Source organism: Sulfurovum lithotrophicum, assembly GCF_000987835.1.
In the GTDB taxonomy this organism is placed as follows: Bacteria; Campylobacterota; Campylobacteria; order Campylobacterales; family Sulfurovaceae; genus Sulfurovum; species Sulfurovum lithotrophicum.
The window spans coordinates 1668752-1692287 of sequence record NZ_CP011308.1; the positions used below are offsets into that span (position 1 = coordinate 1668752).

20 protein-coding genes, 1 other RNA gene and 1 pseudogene are annotated in these 23536 nt (G+C 43.8%); all 22 read right to left on the bottom strand.

The window, feature by feature from the left end; genetic code table 11:
• Positions 1 to 342: pseudogene (locus tag YH65_RS08225) on the bottom strand (AIM24 family protein); the annotation flags it as partial.
• Between the two features lie 102 nt (positions 343 to 444).
• Complete coding sequence (locus YH65_RS08230) at positions 445 to 1800, bottom strand: tetratricopeptide repeat protein (RefSeq protein WP_052746155.1); 1356 nt, start codon at positions 1798 to 1800, stop codon at positions 445 to 447.
• A gap of 219 nt (positions 1801 to 2019) precedes the next feature.
• Positions 2020 to 2369, bottom strand: an RNA gene (rnpB, locus tag YH65_RS11355) — RNase P RNA component class A.
• 64 nt (positions 2370 to 2433) lie between these two features.
• Positions 2434 to 2724 carry a DUF2018 family protein gene (locus YH65_RS08235; protein WP_046551452.1) on the bottom strand — a complete coding sequence of 97 codons (291 nt, stop codon included), beginning with the start codon at positions 2722 to 2724 and terminating at the stop codon, positions 2434 to 2436.
• Positions 2725 to 2902: 178 nt separating this feature from the next.
• The gene (locus YH65_RS08240; protein WP_046551453.1) at positions 2903 to 3469 is read right to left on the bottom strand and encodes a 2-oxoglutarate:acceptor oxidoreductase subunit OorC; all 567 of its coding nucleotides are present in this window, start codon (positions 3467 to 3469) and stop codon (positions 2903 to 2905) included.
• An 11-nt stretch (positions 3470 to 3480) separates the two neighbouring features.
• Positions 3481 to 4338: a 2-oxoglutarate ferredoxin oxidoreductase subunit beta gene (locus YH65_RS08245; protein ID WP_046551454.1), complete on the bottom strand. Its 858-nt coding sequence runs from the start codon at positions 4336 to 4338 to the stop codon at positions 3481 to 3483.
• A 2-nt stretch (positions 4339 to 4340) separates the two neighbouring features.
• Complete coding sequence (locus YH65_RS08250) at positions 4341 to 5480, bottom strand: 2-oxoglutarate synthase subunit alpha (protein ID WP_046551455.1); 1140 nt, start codon at positions 5478 to 5480, stop codon at positions 4341 to 4343.
• Positions 5480 to 5812: a 4Fe-4S dicluster domain-containing protein gene (locus YH65_RS08255; protein ID WP_046551456.1), complete on the bottom strand. Its 333-nt coding sequence runs from the start codon at positions 5810 to 5812 to the stop codon at positions 5480 to 5482. Before YH65_RS08255 ends, YH65_RS08250 begins: the two co-directional genes overlap by 1 nt.
• 229 nt (positions 5813 to 6041) lie before the next feature.
• Complete coding sequence (gene sucD / locus YH65_RS08260; protein ID WP_011980270.1) at positions 6042 to 6914, bottom strand: succinate--CoA ligase subunit alpha; 873 nt, start codon at positions 6912 to 6914, stop codon at positions 6042 to 6044.
• Positions 6914 to 8089 carry an ADP-forming succinate--CoA ligase subunit beta gene (gene sucC, locus YH65_RS08265; protein WP_046551457.1) on the bottom strand — a complete coding sequence of 392 codons (1176 nt, stop codon included), beginning with the start codon at positions 8087 to 8089 and terminating at the stop codon, positions 6914 to 6916. The genes sucD and sucC overlap by 1 nt, the downstream gene beginning before the upstream one ends.
• A gap of 221 nt (positions 8090 to 8310) precedes the next feature.
• Positions 8311 to 9708, bottom strand: a complete 1398-nt coding sequence (gene fumC / locus YH65_RS08270; RefSeq protein WP_046551458.1) for a class II fumarate hydratase — start codon at positions 9706 to 9708, stop codon at positions 8311 to 8313.
• A 159-nt stretch (positions 9709 to 9867) separates the two neighbouring features.
• Positions 9868 to 10425: a Fe-S-containing hydro-lyase gene (locus YH65_RS08275; protein ID WP_046551459.1), complete on the bottom strand. Its 558-nt coding sequence runs from the start codon at positions 10423 to 10425 to the stop codon at positions 9868 to 9870.
• Between the two features lie 11 nt (positions 10426 to 10436).
• Positions 10437 to 11288, bottom strand: coding sequence for a fumarate hydratase (locus tag YH65_RS08280; protein ID WP_046551460.1), 852 nt, complete (start codon positions 11286 to 11288; stop codon positions 10437 to 10439).
• A gap of 8 nt (positions 11289 to 11296) precedes the next feature.
• The gene (locus YH65_RS08285) at positions 11297 to 12241 is read right to left on the bottom strand and encodes a malate dehydrogenase (RefSeq protein ID WP_046551461.1); all 945 of its coding nucleotides are present in this window, start codon (positions 12239 to 12241) and stop codon (positions 11297 to 11299) included.
• A gap of 4 nt (positions 12242 to 12245) precedes the next feature.
• Positions 12246 to 13208: a malate dehydrogenase gene (locus tag YH65_RS08290; protein WP_046551462.1), complete on the bottom strand. Its 963-nt coding sequence runs from the start codon at positions 13206 to 13208 to the stop codon at positions 12246 to 12248.
• A gap of 280 nt (positions 13209 to 13488) precedes the next feature.
• Positions 13489 to 15672, bottom strand: a complete 2184-nt coding sequence (locus YH65_RS08295; protein ID WP_046551463.1) for an NADP-dependent isocitrate dehydrogenase — start codon at positions 15670 to 15672, stop codon at positions 13489 to 13491.
• A gap of 157 nt (positions 15673 to 15829) precedes the next feature.
• The gene (locus YH65_RS08300) at positions 15830 to 16855 is read right to left on the bottom strand and encodes a hypothetical protein (RefSeq protein WP_245609184.1); all 1026 of its coding nucleotides are present in this window, start codon (positions 16853 to 16855) and stop codon (positions 15830 to 15832) included.
• A gap of 141 nt (positions 16856 to 16996) precedes the next feature.
• On the bottom strand, positions 16997 to 20563 hold the full coding sequence (gene dnaE / locus YH65_RS08305) for a DNA polymerase III subunit alpha (protein ID WP_046551465.1): 3567 nt from the start codon (positions 20561 to 20563) through the stop codon (positions 16997 to 16999).
• Positions 20564 to 20691: 128 nt separating this feature from the next.
• Positions 20692 to 20982: a hypothetical protein gene (locus tag YH65_RS08310; protein ID WP_046551466.1), complete on the bottom strand. Its 291-nt coding sequence runs from the start codon at positions 20980 to 20982 to the stop codon at positions 20692 to 20694.
• Positions 20983 to 21082: 100 nt separating this feature from the next.
• A complete protein-coding gene (locus tag YH65_RS08315; RefSeq protein WP_046551467.1) occupies positions 21083 to 21643 on the bottom strand; it encodes a DJ-1 family glyoxalase III in 561 nt (186 codons plus the stop codon).
• A 1-nt stretch (position 21644) separates the two neighbouring features.
• Positions 21645 to 22598, bottom strand: coding sequence for an NAD(P)-binding domain-containing protein (locus tag YH65_RS08320; protein ID WP_046551468.1), 954 nt, complete (start codon positions 22596 to 22598; stop codon positions 21645 to 21647).
• A 78-nt stretch (positions 22599 to 22676) separates the two neighbouring features.
• On the bottom strand, positions 22677 to 23477 hold the full coding sequence (locus YH65_RS08325) for an efflux RND transporter periplasmic adaptor subunit (RefSeq protein WP_046551469.1): 801 nt from the start codon (positions 23475 to 23477) through the stop codon (positions 22677 to 22679).
• Positions 23478 to 23536 lie beyond the last annotated feature (59 nt).

Consider the following 23536-nt stretch of genomic DNA (forward strand, 5'->3'; position numbering starts at 1 on the left):
TTAGTTAAATCTGTCACCCATAGCAAGGTCACCAAGCATACCAAGTGCCGAGCCTTCACCTTTGTCACTGCCGCCATACTGAGGTGCCGCTGAGAGCATACGTCCTGCCAGCCTGGAGAATGGCAACGACTGTATCCATATTTTTCCAGGACCTCTAAGTTTGGCGAAGAAGAATCCCTCTCCACCAAAGAGCCCGGTTTTTATACCGCCTGCCTGTTCTATCTCAAACTCTATATGCGGCTCCATTGCCACAAGACATCCAGTATCGAGGTGAGACACTTCTCCTTCTACCAAGTCTACCTCTTTAAGCATACCTCCAGCATGTATAAAGGCCATGCCATCACCTTCAAGCTTCTACTGTGCTTACAGGACCATACTTTGTGCCGTTATCATATTCTAAAAACCACTGTACACTCATTGTATTTCTCCTTTAAAACTTTATGATTAAAATTTATTTTTAGCTAAAAACTTTTTTGCACTTGCAGAACCACTCTTTGCAGCTTTCGTAATCCACTGCTTGGCTTTTTTTCTATCTTTTTTGACACCTTCACCATAATAATACATTGCACCTATATTATATTGTGATTGAGAGTGCCCTTGTTTTGCTGCTTTTGTATACCATTTTGCTGCTTTTGCAAAATCTTTTTTACCACCTTTGCCACCATCATAAAGAAGTGCCAAATTTGATTGTGCTTCAACATAACCTTGCTGTGCAGATTTTTTATACCATTTTCTTGCCAGTACATAATCTTTTTTTGTACCTTTGCCATATTCATACATGTAACCCAAATTATTTTGAGCCATAGCATGTCCTTGTTTAGCAGCTTTAGTAAGTAAGGTAAATGCCCCTTTATAATTTTCCACTTTAACATAAAGTGTTCCAAGCTCAAACTGTGATGGCGCATAATTTTGCTTAATAGCTTTCATAAACCATCGTTCTGCTGCAATATAATCTTGTTTAACTTCACGACCACCCATGTAAATGAGACCCAAATTATGTTGCGCATACTTATTACCTTGATTTGCAGATTTTAGATAAAGTTCTATAGCATATTTTGTATTTTTTGCATATCCACCTTCAGCATTATCATACATATAGCCCAGTTTAAGCTGTGCACCGGCATGCCCTTGATTCGCAGCTTTAGTGTACCATTGTCCCGCTTCTTTAAGATCTTTTTTCACATCTTCACCATAATAATATTTTTGACCCATAAGATATTGTGCATCAACATATCCCAATACTCCAGCCTCTGTAAACCATAGTAATGCCGAAGTGATATCTTTGTCAACACCTAAACCATTCTCATACATGGATCCTAAGTTATATTTTGCAACAGCAGATCCTTTTTTAGATGCTTCTGAAAATAATGCTATTGCTTTTTTATAATCTTTATCAACACCTAACCCATCCCTATACAGAAGTGCTAAATTATTGATAGCATTCAAATGCCCTTGATTTGCTGCTTTTTCATATAATTTTATTGCTTTACTATAATTCTGTGGTACTCCCTGACCCTCATCATACATTACACCTAAATTATACTGTGCATATTTAGATCCATTGTTTGCAGCCTTTGTATACCAAACAGATGCCATACGAGCATCTGCTGCAAGTCCTTTACCAAAATAATACATATGTCCCATTAATTCTTGGGCACCCAAATTTCCTTTATCTGCTAAAGGTTTTAGAATTGCCATAGCAACCTTGTAATCTCCACTCACATAAGCTGATTCACCTTCCTTATATGTTCCTGCATATATACTACTTATTAACATAATACCAATCAATATATACTTCATGTTCTTCCTTTAAACTAATATATAACTATTATAATAATTATGTGTGTCAAAAACGTGTCAAACAGATAAGGTGGTATTTAAGTTTCGATAAATAATGCAGTAGATCTTCTTAAAAAAGTAGATGATTTTGAATAATTTTCATTGTTTGGCATGTAGCTTAAATAGCATTTAGCGCCTAGATATAGGGATTATTATTAATTATGTTAAGAGATGAAATAGTAGTCAGGTGCAACGATAAGCCGGGTTTTGTCGTTGGGTAGTTATTTATCTAGGCGTATAGTTGCCCATACGCTCAAGCGAAGTATGAGTGCCGACTGAACGGCTTGTGAGACTTATACCATATACTTCTTGCTGCGGACAGGGTTTACCTGGCTGAGCGTGTTACCATGCTCACCGGTGGGCTCTTACCCCACCCTTTCACCCTTACCAGGCTAAGCCTGGCGGTTTACTTTCTGTTGCACTTGCCCTCAGATTACTCTGGCCATCCGTTAGATGGAGTCCTGTCTCACCTGCAGCCCGGACTTTCCTCTCGTGACACAAATGTCACCAGCAACTACCTGTTGCACCTGGACGGATTATACCATAAATTATGCAAAAAAACATCCCTCAGAGCGTTTGTGCCCAAAAAGATATCTACTCACATTGAGTAACGATAGAGGAGACCAGATCGATAAAGACCGTGTTGATCCTGTCTTCTATTTCCTGATCTACTATAGTGGCTTTGATCTCTCTTTCCAGTTCCTCATCCAGTCCTCTGTCCTCCAGCATCTTTTCTGCTACAGCCAAACGTCTGAACATCTTTTCAAGCTCCTGCTCTACGATGTTCTGATTCGCTGTTTTTGCTGTTTCAAAATAGGTGGATTTAGGGGTACGGCCCATAAAGTCCATACCATAATCATCTTCATCGTCTTCAAATATACCCATATGTATTTCCTTATTATTATTTATTTTTGGTTTTATCTGTAAATTATCTTGCTGTATACAAGAGAAATTTCTCATGATTATAACCAAGTTATGTAAATGTTTCTATCGATAGTAATTGTATGGTGAATGTAAAAAGGGGAGTGTCAAACACAGTATATACTGTGTTTAACTATATATATCATGCAGAAGCTTTTTCCATTGCTTCAAGCGCATACTTTTTCCCAAGCTCATAAGCTTTCAGGTTAAGTTCATGTACCTTTTTAGGTACCTTGGAAAGCATCGTATCAATAAGTATCTGCTCATCCAAAGCATTTGTAAATGTATTGGCAATCGCGAGAGCAACAACAGATTGTGTAATTACATTCCCCACTTCTTCTTTGGCGATAGTAATAATAGGTATTTCAACAATATTCCATTTTTTTCTATCTTCTTCTGTCGGGTGTACCAAATTTGGCTCTACAACAATAGTCCCGCCTTCTCTCACACCGTTTTTAAAGAGTTTATAACTTGCTTCTGCAACAGAGAGCATAAAGTCAACTTCTCCATCTATCGCATACGGATAGAATATCTCTTTATCATCCAGCTGAATATCCACAACCGTTGGACCACCACGTACTTGTGATGTATATGTTGCTGTTTTGACTCCATATCCGCCTGCTTTGATCTTTGCAGCTGCAAAGATCTCGCCAGCCAGAAGAACACCTTGACCACCGACACCGGTAAATCTCATTACTATTCTACTCATCCTCTGGCTCCTTATATTTTTTTCTCAAAGTCATCTTGGGTAATCTTACCTCTCAGACCTTGATGTACTTCTTGAACTTCCTTATACATATCACAGTATTCATCCGCTTCAGTATCCTGCTTTAGGATACCTGTTGGAAGCAGGTTCATCTGTTCTTCAGGAGACAAAGTATCATATTTCTTTTTGGAAACCGTAATGCTGTCGATCCAGTCAAGGTTTTCCATAGCATTTGCCATTTTATTCTTTCTACCGAGGTTGATATGACAGTTTGAAAGGGCTTCAACATATGCAAAACCTTTATGCTGGAGTGCTGCAACAAAAAGTTTTTCGAGTTTCTTGGGCGATGTAACATTTTCTCTACCGACAAAGGAAGCTCCTGCTGCTTCAGCAAGCTTACAGCCATCAAATGTTGGATCAATGTTACCTGCCTTCTGGGAAACAGTCCACATACCTCTTGGTGTAGTTGGACTTGTCTGCGAGTTGGTCAGACCATAAATAAAGTTCTGGATGATGATCATTGTAATATCAATGTTTCTTCTACATCCGTGGATCGTATGGTTACCACCAATTGCAAGTGCATCACCGTCACCGGCGACACAGACTACATATTTGTCCGGATTAGCAAGTTTGATACCTGTTGCATATGCTACAGTTCTACCGTGTGTAGTATGTACCGTATTGAAATCAACATAGGAAGAGAACCTTCCTGAACAACCGATTCCTGACACGACACACATATCATCTTTGTTAATACCCAATTTATCTACCGCTCTGATAAATGATTTAAGTATAACACCATCACCACATCCCCAACACCATAGTGTTGGCATCTTCTCCGTTCTTAAGTACTCATCGTAATTAAATGCCATGGTTAAAATACCTCCTTAACTTTTTCAATAATATCTGCTGGTGAGAATGGACGGCCATTCACTTTAACCAATTTTTCTATATCCAGTCTTCCCATAGATCTTTGAATCTCTTCGAGATATTGACCCATATTCAATTCAACAGAAAGTACTTTGTCAAATTTCTGTCCAAGTTCATGCATTTTCGCTTCCGGACTTGGCCATAGCGTAATAGGTCTGAACATACCGACTTTGACACCCTGCTCTCTGAGCATATTTACTGCTTCTTTGATAGCAAGTGATGCAGAACCGTAACCGATCAGAAGGATCTCCGCATCGTCAAGCATATACTCTTCATAGCTCTCCAGCTCATCTTCATGTTCTTCTACTTTTCTAAACAGTCTGTCGATCAGTTTTCTACATGTTTCGATCTCTTCTGTCGGGAATCCCATGGCATCATGGTGAAGTCCTGTATAGTGGTATCTGTACCCTGTAAACATAGGGTTTAGAACCGCAGGCTCATCCTGTGCTACACCGTATGGTTTGTAATCTGCAGGATCGCCTTCAAATTTCTTTCTTGGCACGATACCTTTTTCAACTTCTTCTGCTGTCGGGATAACCGCTTTCGCATGCATATGACCCAGTGTTTCATCCAACAATACGATAATCGGCTGCATAAATCTGTCTGCCAGGTTAAAGGCTCTTACTGTCTCTGTATAACATTCTTCCAAAGTACCTGCACATAAAGTAATGGATTTGTAGTCACCATGTGAGGGGTTTTTAGCTTGTGACACATCCCCTTGGGATACACGTGTCGGAAGACCTGTTGACGGACCACCTCTCATAACATTCACTACTACCAAAGGAACTTCTGCCATTTGAGCAAGTCCGAGGTTCTCCGCTTTCAGGGAGATACCTGGTCCCGAAGTAGCAGTAAATGATCTTATTCCACTCATACTTGCACCTATTGCTGCACAAATACCTGCGATCTCATCTTCCATTTGAATTGCCGTTCCACCTTTTTTAGGTAGCAAATCAGAACTGACATGCATTACCTCACTTGATGGTGTCAGTGGGTATCCGGCAAAAAACATACATCCGGCATCCACTGCTGCCATTGCAGACAGTTCATTTCCACTTGAAATAACTTCTCTTGTTGCTGACATTAGTTAGCCTCCTTATAATCTTCGGGTAATCTCCACCCATTGTTGATAATTGCTTCCTGTCTCGCTTTTGAAGCATCTGTGAGTTTTGCGAATTTAAATTCTTTTTTCTCTGCTACATAAATTGCGAAATCCGGACAAACAAGCTCGCACTCGTTACATCCTATACATGATTCCGGTGCGACGATGCTGATCATCGCTCCCAGAACCGATGTTGGTTCCTGTTTCATTGAAAGTACACCTGCAGGACATGAATCCACACAGATATCACAGGCTTTACATCTATCGGTGTTTACCCATACCGGAGTATTTTCCGGAGCTGCCATTGTTGACATATTTTCCCCTTTTTATTTTTGAAATATTAAGTGAGATTTGTTATTCACTAAAATTAGAATAGCTTACTTTTAATAATTTAACTATAAATAAGTGGTAATTATGTGGAGTATAAGTGGGGTTGTTACCTTTTGAAGCAACAAAAAAAGTGTAATATTTGGAAATTTTATATGACGTAGGAAAAAGAGGAACGGGGTGAGAACACCCCGCTAAACCGTTAAAGCCAAATGGTTATTTTGACAGTACTTCTTTTACAGCTTTACCGATCTCCGCAGGAGAAACAACTACTTTTACACCGGCTGCTTCTAATGCTTCCATCTTCTCTTTTGCTGTACCGGCACTGCCGCTTACGATAGCCCCGGCATGTCCCATTGTTTTACCTTTTGGCGCAGTTTGACCCGCAATAAAAGCAACAACAGGCTTCGTGATCTGCTCTTTGATCAGTTTTGCCGCCTGAATTTCAAGGTCTCCGCCAATCTCACCGATCATTACGATGCATTCCGTATCCGGATCCGCTTCGAACATAGGAAGAATCTGCTTGTAGGAGAGACCGATGATCGGGTCTCCGCCGATACCGACTGCTGTAGTGATACCATACCCCACATTACACACCTGGTTTGCACCTTCATAGGTCAATGTTCCAGATTTCGAGATAAGCCCGACATTCCCTTTTTTGAAGATCATACCCGGCATAATACCGATCTTGCACTCTTCTGCCGTAATAATACCCGGACAGTTTGGCCCGATAGTCTTCATACCGTGTTTTGTCGCATACGCTTTGGCTGCCTGCATATCTTTAACCGGAGCACCTTCCGTAATGATCACAGCAAGCTCAATGCCCGCTTCTGCCGCTTCCATCACTGCATCACCGACGAATGCAGGTGGAACGAAGATCATAGACACTGTAGCTCCTGTCTCTTTGACCGCTTCTGCTACCGTATTGAATACCGGCTTGCCCAAATGTACCTGGCCACCTTTGTTCGGTGTAACACCGCCTACAATGTTCGTACCGTAGTCAATACACTGCTCCGCATGAAAAGAACCTTCTTTACCTGTAAAGCCCTGAACGATTACTTTTGTATCTTTATTTACCAAAATTGACATTATATCTCTCCTTTCGCCGCAGCAACTGCTTTTGCAGCGCCGTCACCCAGATCTTCAGCAACGATCAGGTTTGAAATGTTCGCATTTTTAAGGATCTCTGCTGCTTCCGGAGCATTCGTTCCATCAAGACGTACGATCACAGGCACATGCACATCCGTAATATTCGTCGCTTCGATAATACCATTCGCTATTCTGTCACATCTTACGATACCACCGAAGATATTGACGAAGATCGCTTTGACATTTGGATTCTTGAGAATGATCTCGAAACCTTTTGCAACGGTCTCCGCATTTGCTGAACCACCTACATCAAGGAAGTTCGCCGGTGTACCACCCATGTGGTTGATCGTATCCATCGTACCCATTGCAAGACCGGCACCATTTACCATACAACCGATCTCACCGTCAAGCGCTACATAGGAAAGACCATACTTTGCCGCTTCAACTTCATCAGGATCTTCTTCGCTAAGATCTCTCATCGCCGCGATTTCCGGCTGTCTGTAGAGCGCAGAATTATCGAAGCCCATTTTCCCGTCAAGTGCCAGGAATTCACCCGAACCTGTTCTTACAAGCGGGTTGATCTCGATCATCTCTGCATCTTTGTCCATGTAAAGTTTATAAAGCTTCTGTGCAAATGTAATGATATTCTTCTGTTCCGCTTTGTCCGTAATACCAAGACCGAACGCCAATTCACGCCCATGGAATCCCTGGAAACCGATCGTCGGATCTACCGGAACCGTAATGATCTTTTCGGGTGTATTTTCTGCAACATCCTCAATGTTCATTCCTCCTTCGGTAGAAGCCATGATCAAAGGCATTTCCAGTTTTCTGTCCAGAATGACAGAAAGGTAGAACTCATCTTTAATGTCTGCACCGTCTTCGATGTAGAGCTTCTGAACCAGTTTTCCTTCAGGACCTGTCTGGTGTGTCACCAAAGTCATCCCAAGAATTTCATCTGCCAATTCTCTCACTTCATCCAATGATTTCGCAAGCTTGACACCACCGCCAAGCCCACGTCCGCCTGCATGGATCTGGGCTTTCACGACCCAGATAGGTCCGCCCAGTTCTTTTGCTGCTTCAACAGCTGCATCAACGCTTTCCGCCATTATACCTTTTGGTGTGGGAACACCATATTCGGCAAAGATCTGTTTTGCCTGATATTCATGTACGTTCACATAGTCTCCTTTTTTACAATAAGTTCCTTTATTATACGCCTATTAATGATAATATTTTATTAATTGAATTATTATGAGAGGTGATTTTAAGAAAGTGTTAAATTTTTACACAGTTTTAAAGCAAAAAAGGAGGAAAAGATAGCAAAATGCTACCTTTTGTAAAAAATATAAGATTTAGGCCTTATACGATTCGGCATTTAGTGCCTCACTTGCATTGGCCTTTACGCCTTAGGCGCTATCATCTCTTTGGGCTGTACGTAACGGTCGAATTCCTCTTCCGTAAGCAGTCCGAGTGCGACTGCTTCCTCTTTGAGTGTCGTACCGTTGGCATGTGCTGTTTTGGCGATCTTTGCCGCATTCTCGTACCCGATGTACGGATTGAGTGCCGTAACCAGCATAAGGGAGTCGTTGAGGAACTTCTCTATCTTCTCTTCGATCGGCTTAATACCGATAGCACAGTTGACATCAAAACTTCTCATGGCATCAGAAAGCAGTCGGACAGACTGCAGGATATTATAGGCGATCACCGGTTTAAAGACATTGAGCTCAAAGTTCCCCTGTGATGCAGCAAAACCGACAGCAGCATCATTTCCCATGACCTGCACAGCCACCATAGTAAGCGCTTCCGCCTGCGTCGGGTTGACCTTGCCCGGCATAATGGATGATCCCGGTTCGTTGGCTGGGATGGATATCTCACCAATACCGCACCTTGGACCACTTGCAAGCCATCTGACATCATTGGCGATCTTCATGAGATTGGCCGCCAACGCTTTGAGCGCTCCCGAAAGTACTACTTCCGCATCATGTCCTGTCAGGGCATGGAATTTGTTAGGCTGGGAAACAAAACCGTAATTTTTCTCCATGAAACGGTTCAGCTGGATTGCAACCCTCTGTGAAAATTCCGGATGAGAGTTAAGCCCTGTACCTACAGCTGTACCCCCAATGGCAAGTTCCCTGCAATATTTCAGTGCATCTTCTATCTGCTTCAGGTTTGTCTCCAGCATTGCGACGTATCCGCTGATCTCCTGTCCAAGGGTCAGCGGTGTGGCATCCTGCAAATGCGTACGTCCTATCTTCACGATATCGGCAAAGGCTTTTGACTTCTCTTCGAGTGTACCCTTAAGCTGCTTGAGTGCAGGAATGAGATTGTCTGTTACAGCAACTACTTCGGCGATCCGCATGCCTGTGGGATAGGTATCGTTGGAGCTCTGCCCTTTGTTCACATCATCGTTGGGATGAACAAGGTGCTCTTTGGTGAAATCGCCACCCAGGATCTCTGTGGCTTTGTTGGCAACTACTTCATTCATATTCATATTGGACTGTGTTCCCGAGCCTGTCTGCCAGACCACCAAAGGAAAGTTGTCATCAAGTTCACCGACAAGCACAGCATCACAGGCTTTGACGATAGCGTTTGTCTTCTCATCATCAAGGCGTCCAAGCTCATTGTTTACCAGGGCACAGGCTTTTTTCAGGTTGGCAAATCCATGAACCACTTCCATCGGCATCTTTTCCACACCGATCTGAAAGTTCTGTACCGAACGCTGTGTCTGTGCTGCCCAATATTTGTCTGCAGGTACCTGCATTTCACCCATCGTATCTTTTTCTATTCTGTATTGCATGGTTGATCCTTTGTATCTTGTAATATATTATTCTGAATAGGTTATGGTACTACTGTTTGGTTAATGAATATTTGGAAAATGAAGAAAAATAATGTTTGGAGGATGAAGAGAGGTGCGTGGTTACGCACCCTACGAGATATTAATGGGAAGGGAAGGATTTTAATCCTTTACCTCGAATTGTTCTCTTCCCATCTGGTAGAGATCATTTCCGTACGTATCATTAATGACAGTGACCGGGAAATCTTTGACCGTGATCTTGCGTACCGCTTCGGGGCCGAGTTCAGGATAGGCGATCACTTCGGCTGAAGTGATCTTTTTACCAAGCAGTGCACCTGCGCCACCGGTCGCACCAAAGTAAATACCATCATACTCTTTACAGGCATCTTTGACTACCTGATTGCGTTTTCCTTTACCGATCATTCCTTTGGAACCGTACCGAAGCATAGTTGGAGAGTAGCTGTCCATCCTGTATGAGGTAGTCGGTCCGGCAGAGCCTATCGGATCTCCGGGTTTTGGCGGTGTCGGTCCTACAAAATAAATGACAGACCCCTCAATATCAAACGGTAGTTCTTCCCCTTTTTCAAGAAGCTCTACCAGGCGTTTGTGTGCCGCATCACGTGCAGTAAAGATAGTACCGTTAAGTAGCACTGTATCACCTGCTTTAAGTTGTCTTGTATCTTCCGATGTCAATGGTGTCGTTAATGTATATTGTGCCATTTTCTTCTCCCTTATATCGTAATATGTGTATGTCTTGATGAGTGACACTGTACATTAACTGAAACCGGCAGTGAAGCAATATGGCACGGGTTGGACTCAATATGAACCGCCAGTGCCGTTTTGGTTCCGCCCATTCCCATGGCACCGATACCCAGTTTGTTGATCTCCTCAAGAATGGTCGTTTCAAGCTCAGCCATTTCAGGATCTTCATTCACTGAACCGATATCTCTGAACAGTGCATGCTTGGAAGAGATACAGGCTTTCTCGAAAGTACCACCGATCCCAACACCCACAGTAATAGGAGGACAGGGGTTCCCGCCCGCATCTGAAATCACCTCTTTGACATAATTGACGATCCCCTCTTTACCAGCGGCAGGAGGGAATACTCTCGCTCTTGAAACATTTTCGGAACCGCCGCCTTTGGCTGCGTACTCAATATCTATTTTATCCCCTGCAACGATATCGAAATGAATGATAGCAGGCAGGTTATACCCCACTGTATCTTTCAGGTTCGCACGGGAGAACGGTTCACAGGTGGATGCCCTGAGGTAGGCGTCTGTATAGCCCTGTTCCGTCCCTTTATTGATGGCATCTTTGAGCAATCCGCCCTTGATCTTCACCTCATCACCTACCTTGACAAAGAATACTGCCAATCCTGTATCCTGACAAAGCGGCCTTTTTTCATCTTTCGCGATATCAGCATTCTCAAGGATCTGTCGGATCACCTCTTTACTGACAGGTGATTTTTCAGTTTCCATTGCCTCTTTGAGCGCGTCATAGGTATCTTGCGGAAGATCTGTACCGCAGTGAACGATAATATCTCTTACCGCTTTTACTACTTCATCAAATTCAATCTCTCTCATTTTTTTCCTTAGTCAAAAAATTTGTTCTGTTTTAAAATAGCGATATTCTCATTGATGGAATCTACTGATATTTTAAACTTTTCTATGGTCTCACTGTCCAGATCGATCTCAATGATCTTCTCTACACCGTTCTTTCCCAGTACTACAGGCACGCCTGCTGTCACATCACTATATCCGTATTCACCATCCAGAAGTACGGAAGAAGAAACTACTATCCTGCTGTCATTCAGTAATGCCTCTACCATATATGCAATAGCACGGCCAGGGGCATAATAGCCCGAAGTACCCAGATACTTGACGATCTCCGCACCGCCTGTTCGTGTACGCTCGATGATCTCTTCCATCTCTGCTTTACTCAACAGTTCATTCACCGGTACATCACCCACCTGTACTTTCTGAGGCAGGGGGATCATATTTTGCCCATGGTCACCAATCACCAAAGTACCGATCTGTCCTGCACCGTAACCGAGTTTATTGTAGATCTGATAGGCCATTCTGGCACCGTCAAGTGCACCTGCCATACCGATGATACGGTTACGCTCCCAGCCTGTCATCTTCTGAATGACATAAGTCATGACATCCAGAGGGTTTGAGACACAGATGATCACGGCATCGGGGGAATAGGTCTTGACATCTTCCACCACTGTCTTCATGATCTTTGCATTGATCATCAGCAGATCTTCACGTGTCATATCACCTTTACGCGGAACACCTGCCGTAATGACAACGATATCACAGTCATTGACATCTGCCGGACTCTCTGCTGCAGTAACGATGGTACTGTTGGGTGCATAATGGCTTGACTGTGCAATATCGATCGCTTTGCCCTTTGCCACACCTTCGGCAATGTCAAAAAGAACGATCTCGTTACATGTTCCCATCATGCACAGACTGTATGCTGCTGTCGCACCGACCGCCCCTGTACCGATGATCCCTACTTTACGTCTATGCATCTATCTATTTCTTGTCATCGTCGAAAAAATTTGCTTTATACAATGTATCAACCATCTCCTGTACCGAAGCAACCGAATTCTTGAATCGTGTCTGCTGAAGCGGCTTAAGTGCCATATTGATGACCTTCTCCGCACCGCCTGCACCGATCATGACAGGTACACCTGAAACGATATCGGAATAGCCATAATCATTTTTCAGCATGATGGCACAGGAGTGGATCTGGTTGGTGTCTTTCAGGATCGCCTCAACCATCACAGTCGTGGATTTTGCCGGTGCATAATAGGCCGAACCGTTACCCAGAAGATTTACGATCTCCGCACCGCCGTTCCTTGTTTTTCTAACGATCTCACCGATCTCTTCCGAGTCCAGGAGGTCTTCGATAGGTACACCGGCAACCGTGGTGAACTTTGGAAGCGGTACCATAGTATCGCCGTGTCCTCCCATGACTGTTGCACGGATCTGACCGGCACCGTACTCAAGTTTTTCATAAATGAAGTGTGCCATTCTCGCTGCATCAAGTATCCCCGCCATACCGAGTACACGCTGTCTCGGGAAGCCTGTCTCTTTGAGTGCCACATAGGTCATAACATCCAGGGGGTTGGATACAACGATCACAATTGCGTCGGGAGCATACTCTTTTATCTCTCTTGCATAGCATTTAACGATATCTGCATTTTTGAAAAGAAGGTCATCCCTGCTCATACCCGGTGTTCTTGGTGCACCCGCAGTGATGATGACCACATCGGAGCCTTCCATATCTTCAGGCCCTTTAGCCGCTTTGACGATGGTATGCTGTCTTGCAGCATTGGCTGCCTGTGACATGTCGAGCGCTTTACCTTTAGCGATATCGTAGTTACGCCCTCTGAGCATGACATGGTGACACGAACCGTTCATTGCAAGAATGAATGCGACCGTTGAACCAAAATTACCTGTACCGATTACCGTTACTTTTTTTCCTTTTGCCATTGATTTCCTTTTGTGTGAGAATCATAGAATTATCTTCAGGGAAGCTGCAAACAAAACATAACTCATAACTTAGATGATTATCAATAATGTTTTGCAATGCCTGTGAAGCGTTATTACCGCATCAGGTAATAAATCCTATGTTGAAGAACATTGAACACGTTAATTGCGTTCAAAGGTTCAATTATAATAATACTGGAAAATTATTATAAAAGTGTTACACAGGGGCACATTGCCCTGTGTGAAGTACCCATCTGTGTCGATAGGTAATAGTAACCTTTAGTTAGATAGCGTCAATAATACTGTTAAGTGTTTCAGACGGTCTCATTGCCGCTTCCGCTTTGGAATCATTCGGATGGTAATAACCACCGATATCTTTTGCAGAACCTTCAGCTGCAAGCAATTCAGCAATGATCTTCTCTTCGTTCTTTCTGAGTGCATCTGCCACAGGAGCGAATTTCTCAGCCAGTTCAGCATCCGCTGTCTGTGTTTCAAGTGCTTCTGCCCAGTAAAGTGCTACATAGTAATGAGATGCTTTGTTATCAGCTTCTCCTACTTTTCTTGATGGTGCCTTGTCATTGTCAAGGTATCCCTGGTTCGCTTTGTCAAGTGCTTCCGTCAATGCACCGATTTTGCTGTCTTCGGATTTCTGATATTCCATTCTGAGTGATTCAGCCAAAGCAAGGAACTCACCAAGTGAATCCCATCTGAGGTGACCTTCTGCAAGGAACTGGTCTACGTGCTTAGGTGCTGAACCACCTGCACCTGTTTCAAAAAGTCCTCCGCCTGCAAGCAGTGGAACGATAGAAAGCATTTTTGCAGAAGTACCAAGCTCAAGGATCGGATACATATCTGTCAGGTGGTCTCTGAGAACGTTTCCTGTTACAGAGATGGTATCTTTACCTGCTCTTACTCTTTCGTTGGTGTATCTTGTCGCTGCAGCTACATCCATGATCTTGATATCAAGACCTGTTGTATCATGTTCTTTAAGATACTGATTGACCTTCTTGATCATTTCTGCATCGTGTGCTCTGTTCTCATCCAACCAGAATACTGTAGGATTTCCTGTAAGTCTCGCTCTTTCAACTGCCAGTCTTACCCAGTCTTTGATCGGGATGTCTTTGGCACGTGACATTCTCCAGATATCTCCAGCCTCTACTTCATGGCTCATCAATACATCACCATTCTCGTTGACAACATCAACCGTCCCGGCTTCAGCGATCTCGAATGTAGTCGGGTGAGAACCGTACTCTTCCGCTTTTTGTGCCATAAGACCAACGTTTGCAACATTACCCATAGTCGTGACATCAAACTGTCCATTCTTGACACAGTCCGCTACCATTTCCTGATGGAACATTGCGTAGGTACTGTCAGGGATGACCGCTACACATTCAACTGCATCACCATTTCTGTCCCACTGCTTACCACCCTCTCTTACCACTACCGGCATAGAGGCATCGATGATTACATCGTTGGAAGCATTGAAGTTCGTCTGACCTTTGTCAGAATCGACCATAGCGATCTTTGGAGCATCGGCATCCACCACTGCCTGGAATGCCGCTTTGATCTCAGCTTCTTTTGCATGACCAGCGATCTTCTTCTCAAGGTCTGACATACCAAGGTTAGGGTTGACTTCGAGTTCTTTGAAAACATCTGCATATTTGTCGAACACTTCCTGGAAGAATACTTCGAAGGCATGACCGAACATGATCGGGTCAGAGATCTTCATCATTGTTGCTTTAAGGTGGATCGACCAGAGTACACCGTTCGCTTTTGCATCATCGATCGTTTTTTTGATGAACGCTCTGAGTGCTTTGGCTGACATGAAAGTTGCATCAAGAATTTCACTCTCAAGTGCATCGATCGTTTTAAGCTCTTTACCGTTCAGCAGGATCTTGACTGTTTGTGCCTTATCCATAGTTACTGACTTCTCATTACCGTAGAAATCTCCGTTACCTTCCATGTGCGCAACATACGCTTTGGAGTTCTCAGCAAACGGCTTGAGTCTGTGCGGATGCTGCTGTGCATACTTTTTAACCGCTGCTGCTGCACGTCTGTCAGAGTTTCCTTCTCTAAGTACCGGGTTAACGGCAGACCCGAGACAAGGGTTATACTTTGCTCTGACCGCTTTTTCTTCTTCTGTTTCAGGGTTTTCCGGGAAATCAGGAATATCGAATCCCTGAGACTGCAGCTCAGCAATACACTCTTTGAGCTGGCCGATAGAAGCTGAAATATTTGGGAGTTTAATAATGTTAGCCTCAGGTTTATGTACCAATTCACCCAACTTTGAAAGTTCATCTTCAGCCAGGCCCATAGCAGCAAGTACTCTTCCTGCAAGAGAGATATCGCTTGTTTTTACATCGACACCTGCCGCATTCGTAAATTTGCTTACGATTGGAAGAAGTGAATAGGTTGCCAAAGCCGGAGCTTCATCGATTTTTGACCAAATAATAGTTGGTTTAGACATGTATGTTCCTTAATAAATTGATTTTATGTGGAAAGATTGTAGCACTATTTGATTATGAAGGTAGGTAAATTGACTATTTTTTAAAACTTATATTAGTTATTTGTTTCCATTCTACACAGAAAATAGCAGGCACTATTTTCTGTACGTTACATTTGATCTATTGATAGGCTCTTTTGACATCTTTTTCAATCTCGCCCGGTGCTGAAGCGATCTTCATGAACTCAGACATACTCAACTGCGGAATAGAAAGGGCCAAATAGAATTTCGGATCAAGCATTACTGCCTTCTTTCCTTTGATCATAGACTCGTACGGAAGGATATTCGCATCACGCTCCGCTTCGATCTTCTGAAGAAACTTGTTGGTTATGTTTCTGAGCTTATGCCCTACAAGGACATTTCCGTTGGGAAGTTTCAAGGTATATGCAACATATTTGTTTCCGTTTCCACCTGCAACTTTGGCAAGAAGGTCATCTCCTTCACCCACTTTGATGGTATCGTTCAGGTACGGCATACCAAACATGAACTGATACTTTGGTAGATCATCGAGTGCATACTTCTCATCCACCTCGTACATATCACCCAGTACTGCCTGCAGTGCCTTAAGTGTTTTGGTGAACTGCCCATACTTGTACTTGTCCTGAAGATAGGCTGCCCCAAAATAAGATGGGTTCTGCACGCGTATTTCATTGCCTTCATTGACAAGCAGATGCAGTGCAGCCATCCAGGTATTGGTCTGAAGCAGTTCATCGTTGGTAATGCTCAATACGGTCTTGCCTTTCAGTATGGGCGTTACTGCCAGGACCTCGAATCCGTTGGCTTCCAGTTTTTGCTTGAGATCATCGATATTCTGCAGTCGTGCCGCATAATAGGTAGAGAGTTTTTTAGGTACTTTACCGCCAATGACAAGTTTGGCACCCTTAAAGACCTTGGGTGGCACTTCAACCTTCACAGACGGTTCAGATTTTACCTCTACGGTTACATCATCTTCTTTAAGTGTTTCTATCTGTGCTTCAAGTTCCTTTACTTTTTCTTTAAGACGCTCATTCTCTTCCTCAAGCGAAATAATTTTAGATACTTTTGGATCCTGGGTCTTGAACCCAAGTCCTGGATCAGCAGTAGATTCTGCTTTTGTTTGGCCCAAAGATACATCTGCCTGAAGATAGGTAAAAAACAATGCAAACATTATTGCAACTTTATATAAATTCACATTAATCCTTTTATTAAAAATCCTGATATTATTCTATCAGAGATAATTTAAGATAAAAATATATTTATACAAACTAGAACAAATTCACTTGTTTTATTTGCGCTAAGAAGCATTTTATTATTCAACACTCAAATTCTCTTCGAGATAGGCACCCAGTTCCTTCGCCTCTCCAAGGATCATTTCACTCACTTTCCATTTTGATTCGATGATCACATCTGCCAGCTTTGACTTGATACGGAGTTCCAGAGGACGCTTGCCCGGGTAACGCTCCACAAGGCACATCAGATCCTCCACCGTTTTGGCATCAGGCATCAGGTTCAAAGCCAGGATCAGCGGCGGCTGTTCCGGTTCCAGCGTGTGCTTCTCCTCTTTTTTGACCTTGACTTTCTCTTTCTTGGCATCTTTGAGCGATTCGATCTTGATGATATTCATACGGGTGAAATCACCATCTTTGCTGATCTTGACCTTGAAAGCGATCGGCTTGGTCGTATCGAAACCTTCATCGAGCTCTTTGAGACGGTTCTCAAAAAGCATCAGTTCAATGTTCCCATGCAGGTCCATAATGTTCGCGATTCCGAACTTATTCCCTTTCTTGGATATCTTCTCGGTAATGCTTTCTATTTTTCCAATGAAAAGGGCCTGTGAACCGTCTGCCAGATCATCAATCTCAGAACTGAGTGTATAGTTGATACCTTCCAGCGTTTCACGGTACTTGTCAAGCGGGTGACCAGAGACATAAAAGCCCAGTGACTCCTTCTCCATCTCAAGGATCTCCATAGGTTCAAATTCTTCCATATGGGAGAGTTCAAGGGTGACAGAAGTCATTTCCTGCCCTTCGCCAAAAAGGGAACCGACAGCCATTTTCTTGGCCTCTCCGGCTTTTTTGGCCGTATCAATGATATCTTCTATCTGTGAGAGCATCGCTTTACGGCTGTAACCGAAACTATCCAGCGCCCCTGCTTTAATGAGTGATTCTATGACCTTTTTATTCACTTTGCTCGAATCAATACGGGAAACAAAGTCAGAGAAGTCGCTGAATTTCCCCTCTTCTCTAGCTTTAAGCATGGAATTAATAGCAATATCCCCGGCACCTTTGACCGCACCCATACCGAACATGACAACCTCATCACCATCGATATTCGTCGCTTCAAAGACCAGTCCGGACCTGTTGATGTCAGGCGGCAGCAGTTTGATGCCCATCTGTTTCAGTTCATCTACATATTTGACGACTTTGTCGGTATTATTCTTTTCCAGAGTCAGAATGGCCGCCATGAACTCTGTAGGATAATAATATTTCAAATAGGAGGTATAGAAGGTGACCATCGCATAGGCAGCCGAGTGCGATTTGTTAAAACCGTAGCCGGCAAATTTCACGATAAGGTCGAAAAGATCCGCCGCTTTGGCTCTGTCAAATCCTTTCTTGGCAGCACCGTCGGCAAACTCGTCTTTGAGTTTATCCATCTCCTCTTTGATCTTCTTACCCATTGCCCGTCGCACGAGGTCGGCACCACCGAGTGAGAAACCGCCGATGGTCTGCACGATCTGCATGACCTGTTCCTGGTAGACAATGACCCCGTAGGTCGGTTTAAGGATAGGTTCAAGTTCCGGGAAGGCATAGGTAATCTCTGCCCGGCCGTGTTTACGTTCGACGAAGTCATCGAGCATTCCCGACTCCATCGGCCCGGGACGATAAAGTGCAAGCATCGCGATAATATCTTCGAAACCGGACGGTTTCAGTTTTTTCGCCAGATCCTGCATTCCGGCCGATTCGATCTGGAAGAGGCCAAGCGTCTCACCCGTTGAAATGTAATCATACACTTTGGGATCCTCGATGTTCTCTTCAACGAAATTGATACGCTTACCGTGCCTTTTCTCGACCAGTTGCAGTGCCTCTTCGATCACGGTGAGTGTTTTGAGCCCCAAAAAGTCAAACTTAATCAGGTCAACATCTTCCACATATTTCCCCGAATACTGTGTCGCCAGCGTATCAAGCCCCGAAGGCTTGAAAAGCGGTGTCTTCTGCCAAAGTGCTTCGTTCGAGATAACAACACCGGCAGCATGGGTACCCGCATTCCGGTTCAGCCCTTCGAGTGCGAGTGCATACTCCCAGGTACGTTTGGCCTGGGGATCACTCTCAAGCAATTCCTTTATCTTGGGTTCTTTTTCATATGACGCTTTCAGGTCGATCCCCAGTTCATCGGGGATCAGTTTTGCCATCGCATCCGCTTTGGAGTATGGCATGTCAAGCACACGTGCGACATCACGGATGACCCCTTTGGCAAGCAGTTTACCAAAGGTAATGATCTGCGCCACGTTCACACGACCGTACTTTTCCACCACGTAGTCAAGTATCTCCTGACGACGCGCCTGACAGAAGTCCATATCGATATCCGGCATGGAGATACGTTCCGGGTTCAAAAATCGCTCAAAGAGCAGGCCGTAAGGCATGGGGTCGATATCGGTAATACGAAGGGCATAAGCCACCAGCGAACCCGCCGCGGACCCACGACCGGGACCTACGGGGATCCCCATACGCTTAGCCGCATCGACGAACTCCCATACGATCAGCATATAGCCGGGGAACTTCATATTGTTGATGATGTCTATCTCTACCTGCAGACGGTGCCAGTACTCCTGATGCTTCTCTTCGGGAACGATCTTCAAACGTTCGGCCAATCCTCTTTTCGACTCTTCGATGAAAAGCGTTTTGTCGTTCTCCAGCGAATACTCCACTTCAGGTTCCGGCAGTTCGAGTCCAATCTCATCTGCCTTCTCTCTGGCGAACTTGAAATTCGGCGGTGTCGGGTTCCCCAGTTTGATCTCAAGATTGCACTTGTCCGCGATCTCCTGCGTCGCCTCCAATGCTTCGGGAATATCGGCGAAAAGTTCGGCCATCTGCTCGGGGGATTTCACATAGAACTCATGTACGGAGTGGCGCAGACGGTTGGGATCGTCATAGAGTTTGTTCATCGCTATACACATAAATGCCTCATGCGCGTCCGCATCCTGAGGATTGGTGTAGTGGGTATCGTTCGTTGCAACTATTTTAATGCCTGTCTCCTGCGAGAGCTGAAGGATCTGCTTGTCTATACGGTGCTGGTCCCCAATGCCGTGACGCATCAGTTCAAGGTAGAAATCATCCCCGAAAACCTCTTTGTATTTCAGAGCAATACGTTTGGCCTCCTCGTACCCTTTGGCACCGAACTTGAGATTGCGCTCAGAAAGGTTGAGATGCCAGTTCACTTCCCCCTGAAGACAGGCAGAAGAACAGACAAGCCCTTCCGCATGATCTTTGAGCAGATCCCAGTTAATACGCGGATAATAATAGAACCCCTCGATGTAAGCTTTGGAGCTGAGGAACATCAGATTCTTGTACCCTGCTTCATTTTTTGCATACAAACAGAGGTGGAAACGCTGTCGAACCGACTTGTCTCCCAGTTCAGGCTGATTGTGTACATAGGCTTCCATACCGATGATCGGCTTGATACCTTCTTTTCGCATGGTATTGTAGAAATCGATAGTACCGAACATATTTCCGTGGTCGGTCATCGCTACCGACGTCATTCCCAACTCTTTGACCTTTTTTGCCAGGGCTTTGATCTTGTTGGCGCCGTCAAGCAGTGAATACTCCGTATGAAGATGAAGATGGGTGAATTGCGGTTTGCTTTTTGGTTCTTCTGACATTTAGGACCTTACTCATTATAAAATTAGTGTTTTGAATATAGCAGAGTTTAGGTAAAAATGGATTGAAAAGAAATACTTTGACAGGAGAAAAAGTAGATGGTTTATTTGACCATCCTTAGAAAGACATATCAGTCGCTATAGACCCCTTCATCCATGTCGAAATCGTAGTCAGGTTCAATAGCAGGTACCTTTTTTAAAGTTTCAGGGTCAAACTCCTTGCTTTTCAGGTCATATTCACTCCCCTGATAGAAACGCTGCTCTTTGGCATATTTTTTCTCAAGCTCCATCGCTTTTTTTACTGCTTCTTTGGTTTTGTTGTTATCTATAGTACTGTTATTCTCTTTTGTAGTGTTATGTTCACTGCCAAAGCCCATTACAATAGTAAAGCTCAGCAGTACAGCAATTATCGATAGTTTCATAATAGTCTCCACTTTGCATTCTTAACAAAAACTATATCAGAATGAAACTTTAATAAATATAAAATAAACTAATGATTTTAAGAATTTAAACTTATGCTACTTAGCAGTATCCCAAAAGCATTCCCTCTTTCACCGCCTGCATACTCTCTTCACCTACCAGTCTTTTGACAATGGCCAGGCCGAAACACACTGCCGTTCCAGGCCCCTGTGAAGTCATGACATTTCCATCTTCCACAACTTTTTCGTCCGCTACATAGCCGGGATGGTCTATCTCCTCTACCGCACCGGGATACGCGGTATATCTTTCACCCAATACACCGGCTTGTTTTAAAGCGAACGGTGCTGCACACATGGCACCGACGATCTTTTTTTCCTTGAACTCTCTGAGTAGTTCCTGTACTCTGGCATTTTCCGCCAGTGCATAGGTACCGCCCCACCCTCCGGGAAGTACCATCATATCGAAGTCATCGGAAATGACATTCTTGATGGATGTATCCGCTTTAATGGTAATGCCGTTGGCACCCAGTACCAGGTCACTTTGCATTTCATCTTCAAGATATGCCACACGTACTTCAATGCCTCCTCGACGCATCACATCGATAAGTGCAACCGCTTCGAGTTCTTCAAATCCTTTTGCCAATGGTATCAATACGCTTGCCATGTTAATTCTCCTTACTTAAAATATGATTGACGATCCTGTATCCGTGGTTCAAAGCGATGGCGATACTCCCGCCACTGTTGAACACGATATCGCCTGCGATGTAGAGCCCGGGGACTTCACTCTCGTAGTTGTCATCGAAAACAGGTTCACCCGTTTCATCCAGGGTGATACCGCAGCTTTTAAGAAAATCTTTCGGGGTGGTCCCGCCTATGGCATAAATAACCCTGTCAAAAAGTTCCGAGCCGTCCGTAAAATTGACTTTCACCTGTCCGTGTTCACTCTCCAGGCCTTCAATATCTACACCCAGTTTCAATCTGACCGCTTCATTGTCACAATATTCTGCGATCATCTCCTGATTGGTCGGATTGGGGCGCGTCAGATCTTCACGTCTGTAGTTGAGTGTCACTTCGTTCGTCGCACTCAGTTCACAGGCATACTCCACTGCACTGTCCCCACCTCCGACAACGAGTATATGTTCTCCGTTACTGCATTTGTCAAGATTGAAATTGATCTGTGATCTCAATGAAGGGGGAATTTTATAGGAAGGTTTATTCGGTTTTCCCATCCGTCCGATCGCAACGATGACATTTTTGGCCCTGTCTACACCACAGCCGGAAACAACATGAAAAACACCATCCTTTTTTTCAACTTTTTCCACCGCACAGTTAAAACGGGTATCGATCTTTTCATCATCCAAAAGTGAATCAAAGAAATCAAGCGTACTCTCTTTGGTGCCGTCAGTGAACTCTACATTGCCTTCCATATCTACTGCCTGGCCCTGCCAGTCCTTGTCGACACGCTTCATATCTTTGTAGAATTTACGAATGGTATGAGAGTGATTGTCTGTTTTTTCTATCATGAGAACTTTTTCAAGGCCAAGGACCTTCGCTTCGACTGCCGAACCTATGCCCCCCGGACCGCCGCCGATGATAATGAGATCATATATTTTTTCCATTTGAACACCATCCTTCTTGTAGAGTAGAATAAGTGTACCATTTTCTCAAAAAGAAATCCATACTTTGCTTGCAAAAAGCTATTTTTTATCAGGAATGATTACTTTGGCATACATGCCCGGGAAAATATTGTTATCCCCTTTATCAAATGAAACACGCATTTTGATCTTGTGTGTCATAGGGTTGGCATCAGGAATGATCGCTTTGATCTTCCCGATCGTTCTATATTCAATGGAAGGGATCACCACTGCAAGTTTTTGTCCTTCATGTACCCGGTTTATGATCCCTTCCGATAGAGAAACATCAATCTCAAGATGCTCTGTATCGACGATCATAATGGCCAACATACCGGGCATAAGCATATCACCTACTTTGATATTTTTTTGTACTACGACACCGTCTGCCGGAGCTTTCATCTTGAGATAATTGAAGACCACCGCCATCTGTTTGACCTGCTCCGCAGCATGCTTGACCATGATCTTGGTCGATTCAAGCATCGCTTTGACGGTCTCAATCTGTCCTTCAAGATCATCCATACCAAACCCGGTCATACCATACTTCTTTTTGACGTTCTCTTTCTTTTTATTGATCACACGCAGACGGTCTTTCCAATATTCCAACGCTATCTGTGACTGCTCAAGCATCAAGTTGGCCTGCGTTTTCATAATGTCGAATTCAGCTGACTCCATCTCATAGAGATCATCTTCACGCTTGACTTTGTCACCCAGTTTGACATAAACTTTTTTCACGTAACCCATATATCGGCTTCCGATCATTTTCTGTCCGTCGGAAACCACTGTCCCTGTCAGTGAAATACTGCCGGCATGTACAAAACTTCCCAAAAGAAGCAGAAAAAGGGTAATTTTTTGTAGTCTTAACATATAGTGTTTCTTTTCATAATAAAATGCAACATCACATAATATTCAATATTGCTGGATGC